Annotated in this window: 19 protein-coding genes; 8 read left to right on the forward strand and 11 right to left on the reverse strand. The window is 60.7% G+C overall.

Going from position 1 to position 19,193, the window contains the following annotated elements; all coding sequences use genetic code 11:
- Positions 1 to 9: 9 nt before the first annotated feature.
- The 5 genes from mce (at position 10) to LPJGGPFB_RS09235 (ending at position 4,955) form a co-directional block, all read left to right on the forward strand.
- Positions 10 to 414 carry a methylmalonyl-CoA epimerase gene (gene mce / locus LPJGGPFB_RS09215; protein WP_173419684.1) on the forward strand — a complete coding sequence of 135 codons (405 nt, stop codon included), beginning with the start codon at positions 10 to 12 and terminating at the stop codon, positions 412 to 414.
- Between the two features lie 128 nt (positions 415 to 542).
- Positions 543 to 812: a DUF1467 family protein gene (locus LPJGGPFB_RS09220; protein WP_025426599.1), complete on the forward strand. Its 270-nt coding sequence runs from the start codon at positions 543 to 545 to the stop codon at positions 810 to 812.
- 780 nt (positions 813 to 1,592) lie between these two features.
- Positions 1,593 to 2,921, forward strand: a complete 1,329-nt coding sequence (proS, locus tag LPJGGPFB_RS09225; protein ID WP_173419685.1) for a proline--tRNA ligase — start codon at positions 1,593 to 1,595, stop codon at positions 2,919 to 2,921.
- Positions 2,922 to 2,941: 20 nt separating this feature from the next.
- Positions 2,942 to 4,252, forward strand: coding sequence for a lipoprotein-releasing ABC transporter permease subunit (locus tag LPJGGPFB_RS09230; RefSeq protein ID WP_173419686.1), 1,311 nt, complete (start codon positions 2,942 to 2,944; stop codon positions 4,250 to 4,252).
- A 16-nt stretch (positions 4,253 to 4,268) separates the two neighbouring features.
- A complete protein-coding gene (locus tag LPJGGPFB_RS09235; RefSeq protein WP_077498476.1) occupies positions 4,269 to 4,955 on the forward strand; it encodes an ABC transporter ATP-binding protein in 687 nt (228 codons plus the stop codon).
- Between the two features lie 267 nt (positions 4,956 to 5,222).
- Here the strand turns inward: LPJGGPFB_RS09235 and LPJGGPFB_RS09240 are convergent, their stop codons facing one another.
- From LPJGGPFB_RS09240 to LPJGGPFB_RS09250, 3 genes are all read right to left on the reverse strand, one after another.
- Entirely contained in the window at positions 5,223 to 5,690 is a 468-nt protein-coding gene (locus LPJGGPFB_RS09240; RefSeq protein ID WP_173419687.1) for a DUF5680 domain-containing protein, read from the reverse strand.
- Between the two features lie 80 nt (positions 5,691 to 5,770).
- Positions 5,771 to 6,343 (reverse strand): hypothetical protein, encoded by a 573-nt coding sequence (locus LPJGGPFB_RS09245; RefSeq protein ID WP_173419688.1) that lies wholly within the window; start codon positions 6,341 to 6,343, stop codon positions 5,771 to 5,773.
- Between the two features lie 65 nt (positions 6,344 to 6,408).
- Positions 6,409 to 6,864 carry a hypothetical protein gene (locus tag LPJGGPFB_RS09250; protein ID WP_173418167.1) on the reverse strand — a complete coding sequence of 152 codons (456 nt, stop codon included), beginning with the start codon at positions 6,862 to 6,864 and terminating at the stop codon, positions 6,409 to 6,411.
- Here LPJGGPFB_RS09250 and dnaE point away from each other — a divergent pair.
- Positions 6,790 to 10,287: a DNA polymerase III subunit alpha gene (dnaE, locus tag LPJGGPFB_RS09255; RefSeq protein ID WP_173419689.1), complete on the forward strand. Its 3,498-nt coding sequence runs from the start codon at positions 6,790 to 6,792 to the stop codon at positions 10,285 to 10,287. The two genes, LPJGGPFB_RS09250 and dnaE, sit on opposite strands and share 75 nt — an antisense overlap.
- Before the next feature lie 93 nt (positions 10,288 to 10,380).
- Here the strand turns inward: dnaE and LPJGGPFB_RS09260 are convergent, their stop codons facing one another.
- From LPJGGPFB_RS09260 to LPJGGPFB_RS09275, 4 genes are all read right to left on the reverse strand, one after another.
- Positions 10,381 to 11,619, reverse strand: a complete 1,239-nt coding sequence (locus LPJGGPFB_RS09260) for a L,D-transpeptidase family protein (RefSeq protein ID WP_173419690.1) — start codon at positions 11,617 to 11,619, stop codon at positions 10,381 to 10,383.
- Positions 11,620 to 11,723: 104 nt separating this feature from the next.
- Positions 11,724 to 13,016, reverse strand: a complete 1,293-nt coding sequence (locus LPJGGPFB_RS09265; protein WP_173419691.1) for a DNA polymerase IV — start codon at positions 13,014 to 13,016, stop codon at positions 11,724 to 11,726.
- A gap of 162 nt (positions 13,017 to 13,178) precedes the next feature.
- A complete protein-coding gene (locus LPJGGPFB_RS09270; protein WP_173419692.1) occupies positions 13,179 to 13,820 on the reverse strand; it encodes a hypothetical protein in 642 nt (213 codons plus the stop codon).
- 2 nt (positions 13,821 to 13,822) lie between these two features.
- Positions 13,823 to 14,095, reverse strand: a complete 273-nt coding sequence (locus LPJGGPFB_RS09275) for a DUF3572 domain-containing protein (RefSeq protein ID WP_173419693.1) — start codon at positions 14,093 to 14,095, stop codon at positions 13,823 to 13,825.
- Positions 14,096 to 14,251: 156 nt separating this feature from the next.
- On the opposite strand from LPJGGPFB_RS09275, the gene LPJGGPFB_RS09280 reads away from it, so the two are divergent.
- Both LPJGGPFB_RS09280 and LPJGGPFB_RS09285 read left to right on the forward strand, forming a co-directional pair.
- Positions 14,252 to 14,623 (forward strand): response regulator, encoded by a 372-nt coding sequence (locus tag LPJGGPFB_RS09280; protein ID WP_025426610.1) that lies wholly within the window; start codon positions 14,252 to 14,254, stop codon positions 14,621 to 14,623.
- 17 nt (positions 14,624 to 14,640) lie between these two features.
- The gene (locus LPJGGPFB_RS09285; RefSeq protein ID WP_173419694.1) at positions 14,641 to 16,008 is read left to right on the forward strand and encodes a PleD family two-component system response regulator; all 1,368 of its coding nucleotides are present in this window, start codon (positions 14,641 to 14,643) and stop codon (positions 16,006 to 16,008) included.
- A 546-nt stretch (positions 16,009 to 16,554) separates the two neighbouring features.
- Here the strand turns inward: LPJGGPFB_RS09285 and rpmG are convergent.
- From rpmG to LPJGGPFB_RS09305, 4 genes are all read right to left on the reverse strand, one after another.
- Positions 16,555 to 16,722: a 50S ribosomal protein L33 gene (gene rpmG / locus LPJGGPFB_RS09290; protein WP_007626161.1), complete on the reverse strand. Its 168-nt coding sequence runs from the start codon at positions 16,720 to 16,722 to the stop codon at positions 16,555 to 16,557.
- 93 nt (positions 16,723 to 16,815) lie between these two features.
- Complete coding sequence (locus LPJGGPFB_RS09295) at positions 16,816 to 18,000, reverse strand: MFS transporter (RefSeq protein WP_173419695.1); 1,185 nt, start codon at positions 17,998 to 18,000, stop codon at positions 16,816 to 16,818.
- A 13-nt stretch (positions 18,001 to 18,013) separates the two neighbouring features.
- Complete coding sequence (locus LPJGGPFB_RS09300; protein ID WP_173419696.1) at positions 18,014 to 18,718, reverse strand: NUDIX hydrolase; 705 nt, start codon at positions 18,716 to 18,718, stop codon at positions 18,014 to 18,016.
- Positions 18,715 to 19,176, reverse strand: a complete 462-nt coding sequence (locus LPJGGPFB_RS09305; RefSeq protein ID WP_173419697.1) for a DUF983 domain-containing protein — start codon at positions 19,174 to 19,176, stop codon at positions 18,715 to 18,717. Before LPJGGPFB_RS09305 ends, LPJGGPFB_RS09300 begins: the two co-directional genes overlap by 4 nt.
- Between the last annotated feature and the right edge of the window lie 17 nt (positions 19,177 to 19,193).

A 19,193-nucleotide genomic window follows, 5' to 3' on the forward strand; every position in this document is an offset into this window, starting at 1 on the left:
AGGATCGCGATGCTCGGACGGGTCAATCATGTGGCAATCGCAGTGCCGGATCTGGCATCCGCCACGCAAAGCTACCGCACCACGCTTGGCGCGACGGTGACTGAGCCACAGGCCTTGCCGGAGCACGGGGTTACCGTCGTTTTCGTGACGCTGCCCAACACCAAGGTCGAACTGTTGGAGCCGCTTGGCGACACCTCGCCGATTGCAGCGTTCCTGGCCAAAAACCCGTCCGGCGGCATGCATCACATCTGTTACGAGGTCGAGGACATCGTTGCCGCCCGTGACGCACTGCAAGCGTCTGGCGCCCGCGTTCTCGGTGACGGCGAGCCGAAGATCGGCGCCCATGGCAAGCCGGTGCTCTTTCTGCACCCCAAGGATTTTCAAGGTACCCTGATCGAACTCGAGCAGGTGTGACAGTTGATCGCGCGATACCGGTTTGTGTGATCGCGCCCATGGCGTTATAAGCGGGCCAGAATGTCGAGAGGATTGTTCCGCAGAAGGCCAGTGTGCGCTTCGGGCGAGGTCCTCACCAGGAGCCGGAAATGCCGCTTTTTTCCACCTTTGCCATCTACTTCATTATCTGGTGGCTGACGCTGTTTGCCGTGCTGCCGCTTGGCGTGCGCACCCAGGCGGAGGAAAACGAGGTCGTTCCCGGCACCGTCGAAAGCGCACCGGCGCGGTTCCGTGCCAAGCGCGTTATCCTGTTGACGACGGCGATCGCGGCGGTCATCCAGCTCGCCTGGTACATCGTATCGGTGCGGCTCGGCTACGGCATCGACAGCATTCCGCGCTTCTATCCGAAGTTCTACTGAGGCGGTCGCCCAGACGTGCGCGGACGCGTGACGTCGGCGTTTTTCGGTCGATGCGGACCGGCTTGCCAATAATCCCCAGTTAAGTGTCCGGATTTTTCGACTGCACAGGTCCAACGAAGGCGCTCGGGCGGTCCGTCGGCTGAAACCCGGGCAATCCTACGATTGACCGCCCTGAAATTGACACAGTTCAAGAAGGCGTTGCTGCTTCGCTGCGGTCTCGCTTGGTGAAAGGCAAAAAAAAACAAGGCTGAAAGCCTTGTTTTTCAAGTATCGCGTGATCTTTAATCCGTTTCCGGCGGCAGCGACGAAGCGCGCCTAAGATCTTATCCTCCCAAGACTTGACCGCGAAAGTCGGCAAGAATTTAGACTTCATGCCTGTTTTGTGAGCCGAAATTAGCCCAAACATTGGGCGATGTCACCCTGTTTTTTTGCATTTTTGCTACAGTTGGATAAAATTTCTCCGTTGACAAGCATCGTCGCAATCCTGTTACTAGCGTGCTCTTTTGACGCAGCTTTTGGCCTGCGGTTTCTCCTTCAGATCTCTCTGCCCGCTCTGTGCTATTCCCACCGCAAGCAGGGTTTTCATCCGGGCGCGAAGCGGTTATGAACGCAGGGCTCGGATAGGTTCCAGCCGATTTGTCGGTGACGGAAATTTGAGAGCCGACCCCAAGAAGCAATGGTCGCCTTTGCCTGTTTTGGTGAGACCGGCGTGCCTGAGCTCAACGTCATTTCGCCCGAATCCGTCGATAGTGCGACGTTCATCAAGTTTTGGAACCCGTCATGCGCCTGTCCCGCTTTTTCATGCCCATCTTGAAGGAAAATCCGAAGGAAGCGGAAATCGTTTCCCACCGTCTTATGCTCCGGACGGGCATGATCCGGCAGCAGTCCTCGGGTATTTATACCTGGCTGCCACTCGGAAAGCGGGTTCTCGACAAAGTCAATGCGATCGTCCGCGAGGAACAGAACCGCACCGGCGCGAATGAGCTGCTGATGCCGACGCTGCAGTCCGCCGAACTTTGGCAAGAAAGCGGCCGCTATGATGCCTACGGCAAGGAGATGCTGCGCATCAAGGATCGCCAGGACCGGCCGATGCTATACGGTCCGACCAACGAGGAAATGATCACGGACGTCTTCCGTTCCTACGTGAAGTCCTATCGTAGCCTGCCGCTCAATCTCTACCATATTCAGCTGAAATTCCGCGACGAGATCCGCCCGCGTTTCGGCACCATGCGCTCGCGCGAATTCCTGATGAAGGACGCTTATTCCTTCGATCTCGACCGCGAAGGCGCCGAGCACGCCTATAACAAGATGTTTGCGGCCTACCTGCGCACTTTCTCGCGCATGGGATTGCGTGCCATTCCGATGCGCGCAGACACCGGCCCGATCGGCGGCAATCTCAGCCACGAATTCATCATTCTCGCCGAAACCGGTGAGTCCGAAGTGTTCTGCCACAAGGACTTCCTCGGCTTCGACATTCCCGGCGAAGACACCAATTTCGACGATGTCGCCGGCCTGAAGAAGATCTTCGACAAGTGGACGTCGCGTTACGCCGCCACCTCGGAAATGCATGACGAGGCTGCGTTCAACGAAGTCGCCGAAGGCGACCGCGTGTCGGCACGCGGCATCGAAGTCGGCCATATCTTCTACTTCGGCACAAAGTATTCCGAGGCGATGGGCGCCAAGGTTCTCGGTCCTGATGGCAAGGAGCACACGGTCCACATGGGCTCCTACGGCATCGGCCCGACACGGCTGGTCCCGGCGATCATCGAGGCGTCGCATGACGACAACGGCATCATCTGGCCGAAGTCGATCTCGCCGTTCGATGGCGTGATCATCAACATGAAAGCGGGCGATGCCGCTTGCGACGCAGCCTGCGAGACGCTCTACTCGAAGCTCGGTGCTGCCGGATTCGACGCGCTGCTCGACGATACGGATGACCGCGCCGGCGCCAAGTTCGCGTCGGCCGATCTGATCGGCGTGCCGGTCCAGATCATCGTTGGGCCACGTTCGATCGCTAACGGCGAAGTCGAGCTCAAGGATCGCAAGACCGGTGAGCGCGAGACCATGAGTGTCGAGGCGGCCCTCAACAAGCTGATCGCGACGAAGTAAGTGAGGCAAGGGGAGGCAGGATGACCGCCGTGACGGAAGATCAGGTGCAGGCTGCTGGCCAGTCCGCAAAGTCCGCCAGCCGCCCCTTTTCCGCCTTTGAGCGCATGGTCGCCTGGCGCTACCTGCGCTCGCGGCGCAAGGAAGCCTTCATTTCGGTGATCGCCGGCTTCTCGTTCATCGGCATCATGCTCGGCGTTGCGACGCTGATCATCGTCATGGCGGTGATGAACGGCTTCCGCACCGAACTCATCTCGCGCATCCTCGGCATCAACGGCCATATGATCGTGCAGCCGATCGATGGTCCGCTTAACAATTATGCCGAGCTTGCCACGCGCTTTTCCGGCGTGAAGGGCGTGACGATGGCGATCCCGCTCATCGAGGGGCAGGTCCTGGCGCAGGGCGTCAGCGACAGCTCGACTGGCGCTCTCGTGCGCGGCATCCGCGCCGACGACCTCGGCAAGATGAAGTCGGTCTCCGACCATATCCAGTCCGGCGATCTCGTCGGCTTCGCGGCAGGCACCGGCGTTGCGATCGGCTCGCGCATGGCCGATCAGCTCGGCATCCAGGTGGGCGGCACCATCACGCTGACATCGCCGAACGGCGACGTGACGCCCATGGGCATGAACCCGCGGGTCAAGGCCTACACGGTTTCGGCGATCTTCGAGATCGGCATGTCCGAATACGATTCATCGATCATCTTCATGCCGTTGGAGGAATCGCAGCTCTTCTTCAACGCCGAGGGGCTGGCACAGCAAATCGAAATCTTCGTCGAGCACCCGGATATGGTCGATGAGCTGCGCAAGCCGGTCGAAGATGCCGCCGGGCGGCAGATCTTCATCACCGACTGGCGCGACCGCAACAAGACGTTCTTTTCAGCGCTCGAGGTCGAGCGCAACGTGATGTTCATGATCCTGACGCTGATCGTTCTGGTCGCGGCATTGAACATCATCTCCGGCCTGATCATGCTGGTGAAGGACAAGGGAAGCGACATCGCCATCCTTCGCACGATGGGGGCGACATCCGGGTCGGTCATGCGCATCTTCTTCATGACCGGGGCTGCGATCGGTGCTGCGGGAACCGTTGCCGGCGTGCTGCTTGGCGTCGTCGTCTGCCTCAACATCGAGTCCATCCGCCAGTTCTTCTCCTGGATTTCAGGGACGACGCTGTTTAGCCCGGAACTCTATTTCCTGAGCCAACTTCCGGCGGACATGAATGCTGATGAGACTATTCTCGTCATTGTCATGGCGCTCAGCCTGTCGTTCCTTGCCACGATCTTTCCGGCATGGCGCGCCTCGCGTCTCGATCCCGTGCAGGCCCTGCGGTATGAATGACAAGGACAACAACTGAATGAATGCGCGCGTGGCACTGCAGCTTTCGGGCATCGAGCGTACTTACGGGCAGGGGGACACCTTCCTGTCGATCCTCAAGGGGGCGGACTTCACGCTGAAAAGCGGCGAAACCGTCGCACTCGTGGCGCCGTCGGGCACCGGCAAGTCGACGCTGCTGCACGTCGCTGGCCTCTTGGAACGCCCGGATGGCGGAAAGGTCGTCGTCAACGGCGTGACCTGCGATGGTCTCAACGACGACCGGCGGACGGCCATCCGCCGCAATGAGATCGGCTTCGTCTACCAGTTCCATCATCTGCTTCCGGAGTTTACCGCTCTCGAAAACATCATGATGCCGCAACTGATCGCCGGGCTCGGCAAGGCGGAGGCGGCCGAACGGGCAAGGGCGCTGCTCGATTACATGCGTATCGGTCATCGCGCCGATCATCGCCCGTCGGAGCTGTCGGGCGGCGAACAGCAGCGCGTGGCGATTGCCCGTGCCGTCGCCAACGCACCGCTGGTGTTGCTGGCCGACGAGCCGACCGGCAATCTCGATCCGGAAACCGCAGGCTATGTTTTCGAGGCACTCGAGGCCTTGGCGCGTCAGTCGGGTCTGGCGGCTCTGATCGCCACGCACAATCACGAGCTGGCATCGCTGATGGATCGGCGGGTGACCATCGAAGATGGCAAGGTCGTCGAACTGAAGTGATGCTGAGCGCATTTGCGGCCCAGACGGGCCCGTGCAAACGCGCCATCGTTCTGCCTCGACGGATCTCCTGACGAAGCCGCGCTTTGCGCATTTTCCAAGGCGTGAAGCAGACAGCGTCAGCGTTTGATGCGACGGCCGAACTCCAGCATCCCGCTTTCACGTGGCTTCATGGAAGGCGGATAAGATGCCCCAGAATCAAAGTGTCGGTGCGTCCCTATTCCGTTCTTCAGCGTGCACGGCACTCTTTGCCAAGCGCCAGCTCACTGCCTACGGCACGATGAGGCCGCCGCGATAGTCGAGTTCATAGGCTTCGTCGCCGTCGACAAAGATAACCTCACGTCCGGAAAAGTGCTGCGTGTCGCCACGGCTGGTGTCGATGTAGGTGCCGTAAGCGTGGCGATATTGCATTCCACCGAGGAAATGCCGCTTTTCGCGATACATGGTTTCGAGCGCTGTCTTGATGACGATGCCGGCGCGCTCCGCATCGATCAGATCGGGCCGGACGACGTGACCGAAATAGTTCATGACCCAGCGGGTATCGTCCCCGAACCAAACCGTTTCCTGGCCGGCAAAATCCGTTCCACCGAAATAACTGTCGAGATACCTCCACCGGTCGCGCTGATAGCCGATATCGCGTGCGCCCGTGCGCGAAGGCGGCTGTGCGGTACCGCCGCCGACATACGCCTTCGATTTGGCTTCCACGATGAAGTCCTTGAGCTCGTCGATACTGGCCATGAGAACACCCTGTTTGTTCACACGCAGCATGCCGCGAGACATCCGTGATGTAAAGAACAAAAAGAGAACGAACGACGCGATTACCGGATGCCGCAGGCGTGCTGTCCGCGGTCGTCGTTCCAGTCCTTGAGGAGCACCAATTCGCCCTTGGCGCTGACGGGCCTGTCGTTGGATTTGCCCTTGCCGGTCAGCACATTCAGGTCACACTGCGACGTGTTGCTGGGATCAAGGGTGTCGTAGGAGGCGTAGGTGTAACCGGCAACGACGAAATCGAAATTGCGGTAGGCAATCGTCAGCTTCTGTTCCCAGCGGTCGCGGCCGATCGCATCGTTGTGCGTGGTAATCACCAGCGAGCCGTTCGGGAGCGCACTGACCGTCGGCGCCTGGCCGACCATGCCGTACTGCCCCCAGATCTTGTTTGGGATGGCTGACTTGAGCGTCAGCGGGCCATCTTCGCCAGCGAGATAGATGTAAATCGCATTGTCCTCGTCGGTCTCCTCGCCAGGTTTGACCAGCAGCGCCAGATCGATCGTACCGTCCTTGTCCCAGTCGCCGGTCGCAGCCGACACGATGCGCGCGGGGTCGATCGCCTCAGCGGCGAAAGTGAGGGAAGGAAGCAGGAGGAAAAGGGGCAGTGTCAGGCGTGCAATCATGTCGCTGTTGCTCCGTGTGGTTGCTCTAGTCATAGGCGCGATGGGCGAAGTGCTCAAGCTTTCGGTTAATCACCGCGGACGACGATTGCCGGCGTGATTAACCATGCGCGGTGGAAAGCGGGCGCTCCGCTCAACAGTGATTGACGAGGGAACAAAAATGGAACAAAGTAAAAACATAACGGAAAAGGAGCCATGTTATGACTGATTTTGTTCGTGACCTCGCCGCCTTCACATCGATGGGCCTGTTCGTCGCCAGCATTGCCTTCATCGCTCTCGGGCTTTGATCCGAGGATGTGTTTTCGAAGCGGCGTGACCCTGACGCGGGGTCGCGCGATACCATACCGGCACTGCACCGTTGAAAAGAACGCCGGCCCATGTTGCAAAAACTGGACATGGCGGATGAGAAACGGGATATCCTGACGCCTGACAGGAATCAGGGTGTAAAGATGGCGGATCAAGGCGGCGCGGAACGGAACGAACAGACGGCTGCGGATCCACAGTTCGTGCATCTTCGTGTCCACTCGGCTTTCTCCCTGCTCGAAGGGGCGCTGCCCATCAAGAAGGTGATCGGCAAGGCCGTGGCTGACGCCCAGCCGGCAATCGGGATCGCCGACACCAACAATCTTTTCGCAGCGCTTGAATTTTCCCAAAAGGCGGCCGAAGACGGTCTGCAGCCGCTCACCGGTTGTCAGCTGTCGATCGACATGGAAGACGAGGCCGACGGCGACCGCCGCGGCCACGCGCAGCAACTGGCCAAGCTGCCGGCCATCGTGCTGATCGCTGCCACCGACGACGGCTACACGCGATTGGTCGATCTGGTCAGCCGCGCCTATCTCGGAGGCGAAGGCAGCCAGGTCACGAGAATAACGCGTTCGTGGCTGGTGGAGGCCGGCACGGATGGGCTGATCGCGCTTTCGGGCGCAAGCGGCGGCCCGATCGATATGGCAGTGAAATCCGGTTCGACGGCTCTGGCTGAGGCGCGTCTGGAAGCATTGCAGGAACTCTTCGGCGATCGGCTCTATATCGAGTTGCAACGGCACGGCAATTTTGATCGCCGGCATGAGAGCCGGATGATCGACCTTGCTTACAAGTTCGATGTGCCTTTGGTTGCGACCAACGAGGCGTTCTTTCCCTCGCCGTCCGATTATGATGCGCACGACGCGCTGATGGCGGTTGCCCACAACGCCATGGTTTCCGACGACAGCCGTTTCCGGCTGACGCCGGATCACTATCTCAAGAGCCGAAAGGAAATGGCGGCACTTTTCGCCGACCTGCCCGAGGCGCTCGAAAACACCATCGAGATCGCGCGCCGATGCTCGTTCATGCTGAAGACGCGCGGGCCGATCCTGCCGCGCTTCACCGGTGCCTCCGACGACCCGGAGGAGGCCGAGCGCGCCGAATCGGGCGAACTGCGCCGGCAGGCGGAGGAGGGCCTCGACGACCGCTTGAACAAGCTCGGCATGGCGCCCGGCTATACCGAGGAAGAGTATCGCGAGCGGCTCGCATTTGAACTCAGCGTCATCGAGCGCATGAAGTTCCCGGGCTACTTCCTGATCGTTGCCGACTTCATCAAGTGGGCAAAGCAGCAAGATATCCCGGTCGGCCCTGGCCGTGGTTCCGGTGCGGGCTCGCTGGTCGCCTATGCGCTGACGATCACCGACGTCGACCCCATGCGCTTCTCGTTGCTGTTCGAGCGCTTCCTCAATCCGGAACGCGTGTCGATGCCCGACTTCGACATCGACTTCTGCCAGGATCGGCGCGAAGAGGTCATCCGCTACGTCCAGGCGAAGTACGGCCGCGAGCAAGTCGCCCAGATCATCACCTTCGGTTCATTGCAGGCGCGCGCGGCACTTCGCGACGTCGGCCGCGTGCTCGAGATGCCCTACGGTCAGGTCGACAAGATCTGCAAGCTCGTGCCCAACAACCCGGCCAACCCGACACCTTTGTCAAAGGCGATCGAGGAAGAGCCGCGCCTGCAGGAAGAAGCCGAGAGGGAGCCTGTCGTCGCGCGCCTGCTCGATATCGCGCAGAAGATCGAGGGCCTGTATCGTCACGCCTCGACCCATGCCGCCGGCATCGTTATCGGCGACCGGCCGCTGTCGAAGCTGGTGCCGATGTACCGCGATCCGCGCTCCGACATGCCGGTGACCCAGTTCAACATGAAATGGGTCGAGCAGGCCGGCCTCGTAAAATTCGACTTCCTCGGCCTGAAGACGTTGACGGTCCTGAAGGTCGCCGTCGACTTCGTCAAGTTGCGCGGAATCGAGGTCGACCTCGCCAGCATTCCGCTCGATGACGAGAAGACCTACGAGATGCTGTCGCGCGGCGAAACGGTCGGCGTGTTCCAGGTGGAAAGTGCCGGCATGCGCAAAGCGCTGATCGGCATGCGGCCCGACTGCATCGAGGACATCATCGCCCTGGTGGCGCTCTATCGCCCGGGCCCGATGGAGAACATTCCGGTCTACAACGCCCGCAAGCACGGCGAAGAAGAGATCGAATCGATCCATCCGAAGATCGATTATCTGCTCAAGGAAACGCAGGGCGTTATCGTCTACCAGGAACAGGTGATGCAGATCGCCCAGGTCCTGTCGGGCTATTCGCTCGGCGAAGCCGACCTTCTGCGTCGCGCCATGGGTAAGAAGATCAAGGAGGAGATGGACAAGCAGCGTGCCCGTTTCGTCGACGGTGCGGTCAAGAACGAGGTGTCGAAACCGCAGGCCGATCTGATCTTCGATCTCCTCGCCAAGTTCGCCAATTACGGCTTCAACAAGTCGCACGCCGCCGCCTACGCCATCGTCTCCTACCAGACCGCCTATATGAAGGCGCACTACCCGGTCGAGTTCCTGGCAGCGTCGATGACGCTCGATATGGCCAACACCGAAAAGGTCAACGACTTCCGTCAGGATGCCGGACGCCTTGGCATCCAGGTGATTGCGCCGTCGGTCCAGTCCTCCTTCCGGCATTTTCAGACGGGCGAGAAGCGGATCTATTATTCATTGGCGGCCATCAAGGGCGTCGGCGAATCGGCGGTCGAGCACATCGTTGCCGTTCGCGGTGACCGCGAATTCGCGAGCCTTGAAGATTTCTGCCTGAGGATCGACCCGAAGCTGCTCAACCGGCGTGTGTTCGAAAGCCTGATCGCGGCTGGTGCCTTCGATTGCTTCGGCTACGACCGCGCCGAACTCGTCGGCGGCCTCGATCGAATTCTCGGCTTTGCCCAGCGTGCGCTGGAAAACAAGACCAGCGGACAGGGCGATATCTTCGGGGCAGGAGCTGCAACCGGACCGGAACGGATATCGCTTCCTGCCTACACGCCGTGGCTCGCCTCGGAAAAATTGCACCGGGAATTCCAGGTGCTGGGCTTCTATCTCTCCGCCCATCCGCTCGACACCTACAATCCGCTGCTCGCCAAGATGCGAGTCCAGACGTTTGGTGATTTCGCCGGCGCCGTGAAGAAGGGCGCAACGGCCGGCCGTCTCGCCGGCACCGTGACGTCCAAACAGGAGCGCAAGACCCGGACGGGCAACAAGATGGGTATCATCGCCTTCTCGGATTCATCCGGTCAGTTCGAGGCCGTTCTGTTTTCGGAGATGTTGCACCAGTATCGCGACCTGCTCGAGCCCGGGAAATCGCTTGTCATGACCGTGCAGGCGGAGGAGCGGCCGGAAGGTATCGGTCTTCGCATCCAGACGCTGCGCTCCCTTGAGGAAGAATCGCTGCAGATGCAGAAGGCGCTGCGCGTTTACGTGCGCGATTCCGGACCGCTGAAGTCGATCGCCGCCCACTTGAACGCGAGAGGCGAGGGGCTCGTTTCCTTCATCGTGATCAAGGACAACGGCCAGCGCGAGATCGAGGTCGAACTCAGCGAAAAATTCCGGATTTCGCCCGAGATTGCGGCAGCGCTTCGCTCCGCCCCGGGAGTTGTCGACGTCGAGCTCGTCTGATCCGCTCTGTGGTGGGTTGCTTGACGTTGCGTTGACCAGGGAAAGGTACGACCGTCAGACGTGACGGCCCGCTCCTGGTGGACGTCTATCGGCTCAGCCGCGTGGTGAAGCCCGTGTGATGGTGATGAAATCGGTTCCGTCGCCGGTTTCAAGTCCGCTTTCCATGTCGGAAATCGAGAGCGACGACCCGTCGGCAAGCAGGCTGCCGATGCGCTTGCGCACCTCGTCGGAGACAGTCAGGCGACCAAGCGTGCGCTGGGTGGCGTTGAAGGCGGATGGGTCGGCGTCGGTGCTGATTCCGAGCCGTTTTTTCGTCCCTGATGGCAGGTGGTTTTCGAGCGAAACGCCGTACCATTTGCCTTCGCCCTTTTCGCCGTCAACCTCATGAAATTGCAGGAAATGCGTGCCCAGCGCCTGCTCCGGCCCGTCGATTATGACGTCGCCTTCGAAGATCGGCTTGAAGCCCTGCCGCACAAGGATCACGCCATTGGCGGGAGTGTCGCGTCCAACCTTCTTGAAGATGGCATCCGTCAGTTCCGGCGTCAGCTTCCCATCGACGGCCAACCCCTCGGCGGTTTGAAACGCATTGATGGCGGCGGTCGTGTCCGGGCCGATGTGGCCGTCCGCTGCTCCGGCGACATAGCCGAGTTGGTTCAGCGCCGACTGGACGTCGCGCCGGATATCACGCTCGCCACGGCGGGTAATCAGCATCCGGATCGGCTCGCGGCTTTCCTCAGCGACGGTTGACGGAATGCTCGATGTCTCCGTCATGGCCACTTCGACCGGTCCGTTCTCGGCCTGGCTGATTGCCGGGCGAAGCGGCACGTCCGACAGCGGAGCGGGATTGTCGCCCGGCGCCGGCTGACGCTGGAAGAGCATGGCGCTCGACACTTCGGTGGGGCTGACCTGATGGTCTGTTATGAGGACATGCATGCCGCGCGACGTCATCTTGAAGAGGCTGGCGGCAAACTTGCTCGGCAGGCGCACACAGCCGTGGGAGGCGGGATAGGCAGGTACGTGATTGGAGCCGTGCAATGCGATGCCGGACCAGGTCAGCCGCTGCATGAAGGGCATCGGTGCGTTCGAATAGATGTTGGATTTGTGCTGACGCCGTTTTTCCAGGATCGAGAAGATGCCCGTCGGTGTCGAATGGCCAGCCTTGCCCGTGGAGACCGCCGATGTCGCGATCACCGCGTCGCCATCATAGACGACGAGCGATTGTTGGTTCTTCGAGACGATGATCTGCAGCGGCGCGCTGCTGCCGGCGAAACCGGCGGCAGGCGAAAGCAAGACGACGACGACGCTGGCCGTGAGAGCGAAACGCGATACCATACACTCATCCCAACACGTAAACTGGCCGACGAGCTTAGACTGCAATCTTTAAAGAATTCGTCCGGATCGGGCCAAGGAAACGGCAAGCCACCGCCGATGACGCACTAGTGATCGCGCTTGCGGCTGCCGAACGTGTAGCCGGTTTCGACGCTTGCCTTGCCGAACTTGTCGCGTAGCCTGTTGATGGCGTCTTCGGCGGCCGCGCGGCGGGTCGCTGCGGGATCGACCAGATCCGGTGGATCGGCGAGATCGGGGCTCGACAGATCGCTGACGCCAATGCCGATCAGCCGGTACTTGGTGCCGTCGATCTCCTTCTCCAGGAGTTGCAGCCCCGTGCGGAAGATGCGGTCTGCAAGCCGGGTCGGGCTGTCGAGACGGCGGTTGCGGGTCCTGGTCTTGAAGTCCGCGGTCTTCAGTTTCAACACGATTGTCTGGCCGGCCAGTTCGGATTTGCGCAGCCGATGTGCGACCTGTTCACTCAACCGGCGCAGATGTGTGACGAGATCATCCTGACGGGCAAGATCGTCGTTGAAGGTCGTTTCGGACGACACGCTTTTCGCCTCGCCATCAATTTCGACGGTTCTCTCGTCGAGGCCGCGCGACAGGCGGTAAAGCCTCTGGCCCATGGTGCCGTAGCGGCGCATGAGGTCGGCTTCCTCCATGGCCTGGAGCTGGCCGATCGTTCGGATGCCGTCGCGTTCCAGTGTGGTCGCAAACGCCTTGCCGACGCCCCAGATCAAGGTCACGGGCCGTTCTCTCAGGAATTCGAGCGCTTCGGCCTGGCCGATCACGGAGAAGCCGCGAGGCTTCTGCAGATCGGATGCAACCTTGGCGAGGAACTTGCAGTAGGAGAGCCCGACAGAGACAGTAATGCCGATCTCCTGTTCGACGCGGCGGGCGAAGCGCGCGAGCGTTCGGGCCGGGGGATCGTGGTGCAGCCTTTGGGTGCCGCTCAGCTCCAGAAAGGCCTCGTCGATGGAGAGGGGCTGCACCAGCGGTGTCAGTTCCTGCATCAGCATGCGGACCTCGCGGCCGACGCGAACGTATTTTTCCATGTCGGGCTTGATGACCACCGCCTGCGGGCAGGCCTCGAGCGCCTTGAACATCGGCATGGCCGAGCGCACGCCATGGATGCGGGCGATGTAGCAGGCGGTCGAGACGACGCCACGTTTGCCGCCGCCGATAATGACCGGCTTGTCGGCAAGTTCGGGATTGTCCCGCTTCTCGACTGAGGCATAAAACGCATCGCAATCGATATGGGCGAGTGTCAGGTCGTAAAGCTCGGCATGACGCAGGATGCGGGGACTGCCGCAGGCAAGGCAGCGTCGCGCCGATGCGCTCTGTTCCCGAAGGCAGTCACGGCAGAAGCCTGGAGTTTGAGAACCACTGTCGAGCATATCTGGAACAAATGTTGAACATTGCGACTTTACGCTCTACGCTAGCGAGTCTCAAGGGAGGCCGCGTTGGAAATTGCCTTGCATGTCAGGTTGCCGACGCCAAGCCGCGGGTCGGGTTTCGAGTGCCTTCGCGCGGGTGCCTTGTTGTCGGGCCGGCTCTCGCTACCTTTGGAAATGCGCGCGAATTGCACTGGCAGCATCAGCCCAATCGGCAGCAGTATGAACGCACGTATCTGGTGTCGGCGCGAGCGCGCGAAACTCGGCATTCGCCATCAGGTTGATCAGCAGGCACGACGGCGCGTGCTCCTGCACCGATTGCAGGTTGCGGGCGATGTCGTCGATGAAAACAATGGGAAGTGCCCGTCCGGCATGCAGACGCTCGACGATCGGCCCCTTTGGGTCCTCGGAGGCGAGCAGAGGGTAAGGCAGTTCAAGGCGATCGAGCAGGGCACGGCGCGCGGCCGCATAACGTGGCGGCATTGCCGTCAGAAACACTATGTCCGCCTCAGTCGACAGGTCGCGAAGGGTTTCGACAGCGCCGGCAGCCGGTGTCTGCCAGCGATCCTGCGTGGCGTAGAAGGTGTCGAGCATGTCTTTGACGTCGTCCGCACTCGCTGCCTGCTCCGTTGTGCGATGGACGACGTTGCCGGTCAGCCGGAAAGAGCGCGGCACGAGGATATGATCGCGGCTTTCGAGGAAAGCCCGAAAGGGGCTCAGGAATTCGAGCACCACCTCGTCGATGTCGCTGACGACGAGCGGGCGGTCAGTGAGGCGGATTTCATCGTCGAAGGCGGTGTTGCTCACGGTCAGCTGTCCTGCAGGTCGGCGGCGCCGGAGAGCTTCTCATGTGCACGCACGACGTCCTGGGGTTCTGTGCCCGTTGCCTCGCAGAATGCGATCAGTGTCGGCTCATGGTCCATGAGAAAGGCGACGAGCCCGCCCATGAAGCCCGGCTCGCCGATCGCGTTGCGCAGGGAGGACGGATCCGTTCCCGTCAGCGCCAGAAAACGGGACAAGAGGTCCGGCTCGCCGGCAAGCCAGGAAAGAATGTCGATGGCGATTTCGTCGGCGCTCTTCAATGTCTTGGCCTCCTACTGTTTTTACGCCCGGAATTACCTATTTTTCAACCAAATAGGTTTATCGTTGAACTCGAGGAAATGGGTCGAGTCGTTGGCTCTGCAACTTAGATGTCTTGATAAGACTTGCAAGAAGACGACTGGCAGCAAGGGATCGACATGCCCAAACAGGTAATGATTGTTGAGGATAACGAGCTGAACATGAAGCTCTTCCGAGACCTGATTGAGGCTTCCGGCTACGCGACGATCCAGACGCGCAACGGGATGGAGGCGCTCGAGCTGGCGAGGAAGTACCGTCCCGATCTGATTCTGATGGACATCCAGTTGCCGGAGGTCTCCGGGCTCGAAGTGACGAAATGGCTGAAGGAAGACGACGAGCTGCACGTCATCCCGGTCATCGCCGTGACCGCCTTCGCCATGAAGGGCGACGAGGAGCGTATCCGCCAGGGCGGCTGCGAAGCCTATGTTTCAAAACCGATTTCTGTGCCAAAGTTCATTGAGACGATCAAGACCTACCTTGGCGATGCCTGAACGGCGGGAAAATTGATATGACTGCGCGCATTCTTGTTGTCGATGACGTGCCTGCCAACGTTAAGCTTCTCGAAGCACGTCTGCTCGCCGAGTATTTCGATGTGCTGACTGCCGGCGATGGTCATACGGCGCTGTCGCTCTGCGAGACGACGCCGGTCGACCTGGTGCTGCTCGACATCATGATGCCTGGCATCGACGGTTTCGAAGTCTGCGAGCGTCTGAAGGCCAATCCGCGTACCGCCCATATTCCCGTCGTCATGGTGACGGCGCTCGACCAGCCTTCCGACCGGGTTCGCGGATTGAAGGCCGGTGCCGACGATTTTCTCACCAAGCCGGTCAACGATCTGCAGTTGATGTCGCGGGTCAAGAGCCTCGTCCGCCTGAAGAACGTCAGCGACGAACTGCGGCTGCGGGCCCAGACGGCGCAGACCATCGGCCTGCAGGAACTGGCGCGCCAGGACCGCCCGGACGAGCCGGGCAATATCCTCCTGGTCGATGGCCGCGGGTCATCTCAGGAGCGGCTGCAGCGTGCGCTACAGCCGATTGCAGAGGTCTCCGTTATCTCCGATCCGCAGGCGGCTTTGTTCGAGGCCGCCGAGAACAATTTCGACCTCGTCATCGTCAATGCCAACTTCGACGACTACGACCCTCTGCGGTTGTGCTCGCAGCTGCGGTCTCTGGAGCGCACGCGCTTCATCCCGATCCTGCTGATCACCGAGCAGGGCAATGACGAAATGATCGTGCGGGCGCTCGATCTGGGCATTACCGACTACATCATCCGACCGGTCGACCCCAATGAACTCGTTGCCCGCTCGCTGACGCAGATCAGGCGCAAGCATTGCAACGACATGCTGCGAAAGAGTGTGCAGCAGACGATCGAACTGGCGGTCACCGATGGCCTCACCGGTCTGCACAATCGCCGTTACCTCGACAATCATCTGAAGCTGCTGCTCGATCGTGCTGCAGCGCGCGGACGCCCGCTGTCGATCTGCATGACCGACATCGACCGGTTCAAGCAGGTCAACGACACCTACGGACATGATGTCGGCGACGAGGTGCTGCGTGAGTTTGCCGGCCGCATCCGCGCGACGGTGCGCGGCGCAGATCTCGCCTGCCGCTTCGGCGGCGAAGAGTTCGTAGTCGTGATGCCCGACACGTCGCCTGAGATGGCAGCGACAGTTGCCGAACGGCTACGGCATATCATCGAGAGCCAGCCGTTCTCGATACCGCATGCGGACGGCGCACTGGTCATCACTGCTTCCATGGGTATTGCCGGTCTCAAGCTGGAAGGTGACACGACGGAAGCTCTGTTGAAGCGCGCAGATACGGCTCTCTATCAGGCGAAGAACGAAGGCCGTAACCGCGTGGTGGCAGCTGCAGCCTGAAGGCCGGAACCCACCGGCGACGTCATCCGCTGCCGGCGTGATGAAATTCCGGATCCCTCTTGCGATATGCCTTTAAAGTTGTATTCTTCGCCGCGCCGATGCTACCAAGGCGGTTGGTGGCGGCGGCGGCTATGCATCTACCTGTATCAGGACGGTACGGAATTAACCATGCGCCGAGCAACACCGCTCCGCGCATTAAGAATTCGTTGATTTTTTTCTATTTTCAGGTGATGCTGATAAACAAGGGGGCATCGCTTCCGGCAGTTTCAGTTACCCCATGATGCTCAGGTCCGCCGCATCTCCTGGGTCGTGGGGTCGGTCGGTTGGCTTTTGACACCTGCGGAATCCTCGTGCCGCGGTTAGAAGCCAGCCGACCCCCATTCAAAGCGCCGTTCCGTAAGGGGCGGCGCTTTTCGATTCGTGCCGCTGTGTTCTTGTCATTCGGGAGAGACGAAGGGGAGGCCGGTGGCTGCTTCCGGGTGCACCAACGGAATGGGGCGCCAAACCTTGCGGTTGGCGCCCCTTGATCCCACGAAACGTCAGATCTTACTTGATCTTGGTTTCCTTGAATTCGACGTGCTTACGCGCGACCGGATCATACTTGGTCTTGGTCATCTTGTCCGTCATCGTACGGCTGTTCTTGGTCGTGACGTAGAAGAAACCCGTGTCGGCTGTCGACAGCAACTTGATCTTGATGGTGGTGGCTTTTGCCATGGTCGTCCTGCCTTTATGAAATTGAACGCCGTGGAAAACCGGTTGCGGGCCACGGGCAAGGTTGGCGCGAAACTACAAATCGCGGCTGAAAAGTCAAGGCCGTTTTGGATTCAAAACGATCCTTACAACCGAAAGCGCGACGTAAAGACCGAAAAACCCGGCAATCGCCCAGGCAAATCCGTTGTTGCCTGCCACATCCATCGACGCGCCGATGACCTGCGGCCCGGCAACAGTGCCGACCGCATAGGAGAAGACGAACGCTGCGTTGGCGGCGGCAAGGTCGGAGCCTTGCAGGCGCGAGCCGAGATGGCTGAGGCCGACCGTATAGAGGCCGGAGACGCAGCCACCCCAGAACAATAGCACGACTGCCATCAGGAACCAGCTTTCCACCAGCATCGGCAGACAGAGGGCGCCGATGAGACCGATGACGGTCATGGCGGACAGCAATGTGCGCTTGTCCTTGATCTGATCTGACAACATGCCGAGCGGAATCTGGAAGATGAAATTGCCGACGCCCATCACGGTCAGCAGCAACGCCGCCTGTGATTCGGTGAACCCCGATCGTGTCCCGTAGACCGTAAAGAGCGACAACCCACCCGATTCGACTGCGCCGAAGATGAAGACGGCGGCGGTGGCCGTCGGCACCAGGAAAATATAGCGCATGAAGTGACGGTCTGGCTTTTCGTCGATCACCGGGCTCTCGTCCCGTGCGATGAAGATAGGCACGGCGGCGAGCAGAATGACGCCGGCACCGACCACGAAAGGCAAGACACCCTCACTGCCGAGGATCGAGAAGAGCAGCGGCCCGCTCAGGAAGCCGAGGGATAGAACCGTGCCGTAGATGCCGAGCACGAAGCCCCGTTTCGCTGGCGGCGCGGTAGCGTTGATCCAGAACTCGGAGAGGATGAAGAGGACTGTGATGGCGCCATGGAAGACGACGCGCAGCGGAAACCAGAGCCAGAAGTTGGTAATGTAGTAGAAGCCGAACGCGCTGATTGCGGCAAGCAGGACGGCCCAGAGCATCGTCGGCGCAACACCGTGACGATGGGCGAACTTGGTCGTGAAGGACGCTGCGACCATGGATGCCACGCCGGCCATCGCCGAATTGAGACCAATCAGCGTCGATGAGATGCCGCGCTTCTCCATGATGCTCGAAAGCAGCGGCAGGCCAAGGCCGATTGCAATACCGACGGCGCTGATGGCGGAGACTGCCGCGATCAGCGACGGCCAGTGAATTTCGTCAACCGGTGCTGGGCACCCGGGCGTCGGCTGTGACATGCGACTGTGGTCCTTAGAGAAGCGTGCGGATGAACCGCCCACGGCGCGTGAAATAGAAAGGCACGGAGCGCCCATAAGGGAGCGATGGGTCCGCTTCAAGGCCGCTACGCAAATCCGAAAGGATGATGGCGGTTATCTCCGGTATCCGGAGCGAGGGGAGGTCGTTGACATCGATCCACTGCAAATCCTGGAGCTCCCGGCTTTCCAGAACCCGCGATGTATCGACCTTGGCTTCGTCCGCGAAAATCGCGAAGAAGCGCGTATCGAACCGCCTCGAGTGTCCCGGAGGAGTAATAGCCCGAGCCATATAGCGCAAGTTTGCGAGATCTGGAAGAAAGGGCAGCGGCGCTTCCGTCTCGGCAAGGGGCTGGCCTAGGGGGACGCCCGCCTCCTCGTAGAGTTCTCGCAGCGCCGCCAGCGCGAGCGCTCTGGCGCGTGCGTCGCTGACCGGCTGGCCCTCGACGCATTTCAGCGCCTGCAGAACGGCGGGATTGAGGTCCGTGGAAAAGGCAAGACGGTGATCCGTCGGGTCCCTGCGCCCGCCGGGAAAGACGTAGAGGTCGGGCATGAAGACATGCGCACTGCTGCGCCGGCCCATCAGCACGCGCACGCCGCCGCCGGTGCGGTCAAGCAGCATGATCGATGCTGCGTCACGCGGCCTTACGCGCCGCTCAGGGCTGGCGTGAGCAAGGACGACGCTTTCGCGCCCTGACGTCATGCGGAGGGATCTCTTGCAGGCAGTACGTCCTCGGGCGCATCCTCCTGTCCACCGAAGCCATGCATCCTCAGCGCCCATTGCAGGCCGATGACGGCGCCCTTGATCGGCTGCAGCAGTGCCAGCGAACTGATCAGCGTAATCGGTGTCCAGATCGCAAGGTGCTGCCACGTCGTCAAGGGCAGGATCATGTCGGTCATCATGTAGCCGGCAAGCACCAGATGGCCGACGATAGTGACGACGATATAGGGCGGAAAGTCGTCGGCGCGCTGGTGATCCATGCGCTCGCCGCAGGCGGCGCAGGCATCGACTGATTTGACGTAGCTGCGGAAGAGCTTGCCACTGCCGCAGGCCGGGCAGGTGCCGAGAAATCCGCGCCGCATCGACCGGCCGACGGGACGTTCCTCAGTGGCATCGCCCCCGAGATGAAGCGTTTCCTTGTCCGTTGCCGTCATCTGCATTCTCTCCTTGTCGAAGC

Source organism: Ensifer adhaerens (genome assembly GCF_013283195.1).
Taxonomy (GTDB): Bacteria; Pseudomonadota; Alphaproteobacteria; order Rhizobiales; family Rhizobiaceae; genus Ensifer; species Ensifer adhaerens_G.

Coding starts and splice junctions, on each gene's coding strand:
- LPJGGPFB_RS09245 (WP_173419688.1), bottom strand. CDS start 6,343: ATGATTGCACGCCTGACACTGCCCCTTTTCCTCCTGCTTCCTTCCCTC.
- LPJGGPFB_RS09240 (WP_173419687.1), bottom strand. CDS start 5,690: ATGGCCAGTATCGACGAGCTCAAGGACTTCATCGTGGAAGCCAAATCG.
- LPJGGPFB_RS09280 (WP_025426610.1), top strand. CDS start 14,252: ATGCCCAAACAGGTAATGATTGTTGAGGATAACGAGCTGAACATGAAG.
- proS (WP_173419685.1), top strand. CDS start 1,593: ATGCGCCTGTCCCGCTTTTTCATGCCCATCTTGAAGGAAAATCCGAAG.
- LPJGGPFB_RS09235 (WP_077498476.1), top strand. CDS start 4,269: ATGAATGCGCGCGTGGCACTGCAGCTTTCGGGCATCGAGCGTACTTAC.
- rpmG (WP_007626161.1), bottom strand. CDS start 16,722: ATGGCAAAAGCCACCACCATCAAGATCAAGTTGCTGTCGACAGCCGAC.
- LPJGGPFB_RS09265 (WP_173419691.1), bottom strand. CDS start 13,016: ATGCTCGACAGTGGTTCTCAAACTCCAGGCTTCTGCCGTGACTGCCTT.
- LPJGGPFB_RS09230 (WP_173419686.1), top strand. CDS start 2,942: ATGACCGCCGTGACGGAAGATCAGGTGCAGGCTGCTGGCCAGTCCGCA.
- LPJGGPFB_RS09295 (WP_173419695.1), bottom strand. CDS start 18,000: ATGTCACAGCCGACGCCCGGGTGCCCAGCACCGGTTGACGAAATTCAC.
- dnaE (WP_173419689.1), top strand. CDS start 6,790: ATGGCGGATCAAGGCGGCGCGGAACGGAACGAACAGACGGCTGCGGAT.
- LPJGGPFB_RS09300 (WP_173419696.1), bottom strand. CDS start 18,718: ATGACGTCAGGGCGCGAAAGCGTCGTCCTTGCTCACGCCAGCCCTGAG.
- LPJGGPFB_RS09285 (WP_173419694.1), top strand. CDS start 14,641: ATGACTGCGCGCATTCTTGTTGTCGATGACGTGCCTGCCAACGTTAAG.
- LPJGGPFB_RS09305 (WP_173419697.1), bottom strand. CDS start 19,176: ATGCAGATGACGGCAACGGACAAGGAAACGCTTCATCTCGGGGGCGAT.
- mce (WP_173419684.1), top strand. CDS start 10: ATGCTCGGACGGGTCAATCATGTGGCAATCGCAGTGCCGGATCTGGCA.
- LPJGGPFB_RS09220 (WP_025426599.1), top strand. CDS start 543: ATGCCGCTTTTTTCCACCTTTGCCATCTACTTCATTATCTGGTGGCTG.
- LPJGGPFB_RS09260 (WP_173419690.1), bottom strand. CDS start 11,619: ATGGTATCGCGTTTCGCTCTCACGGCCAGCGTCGTCGTCGTCTTGCTT.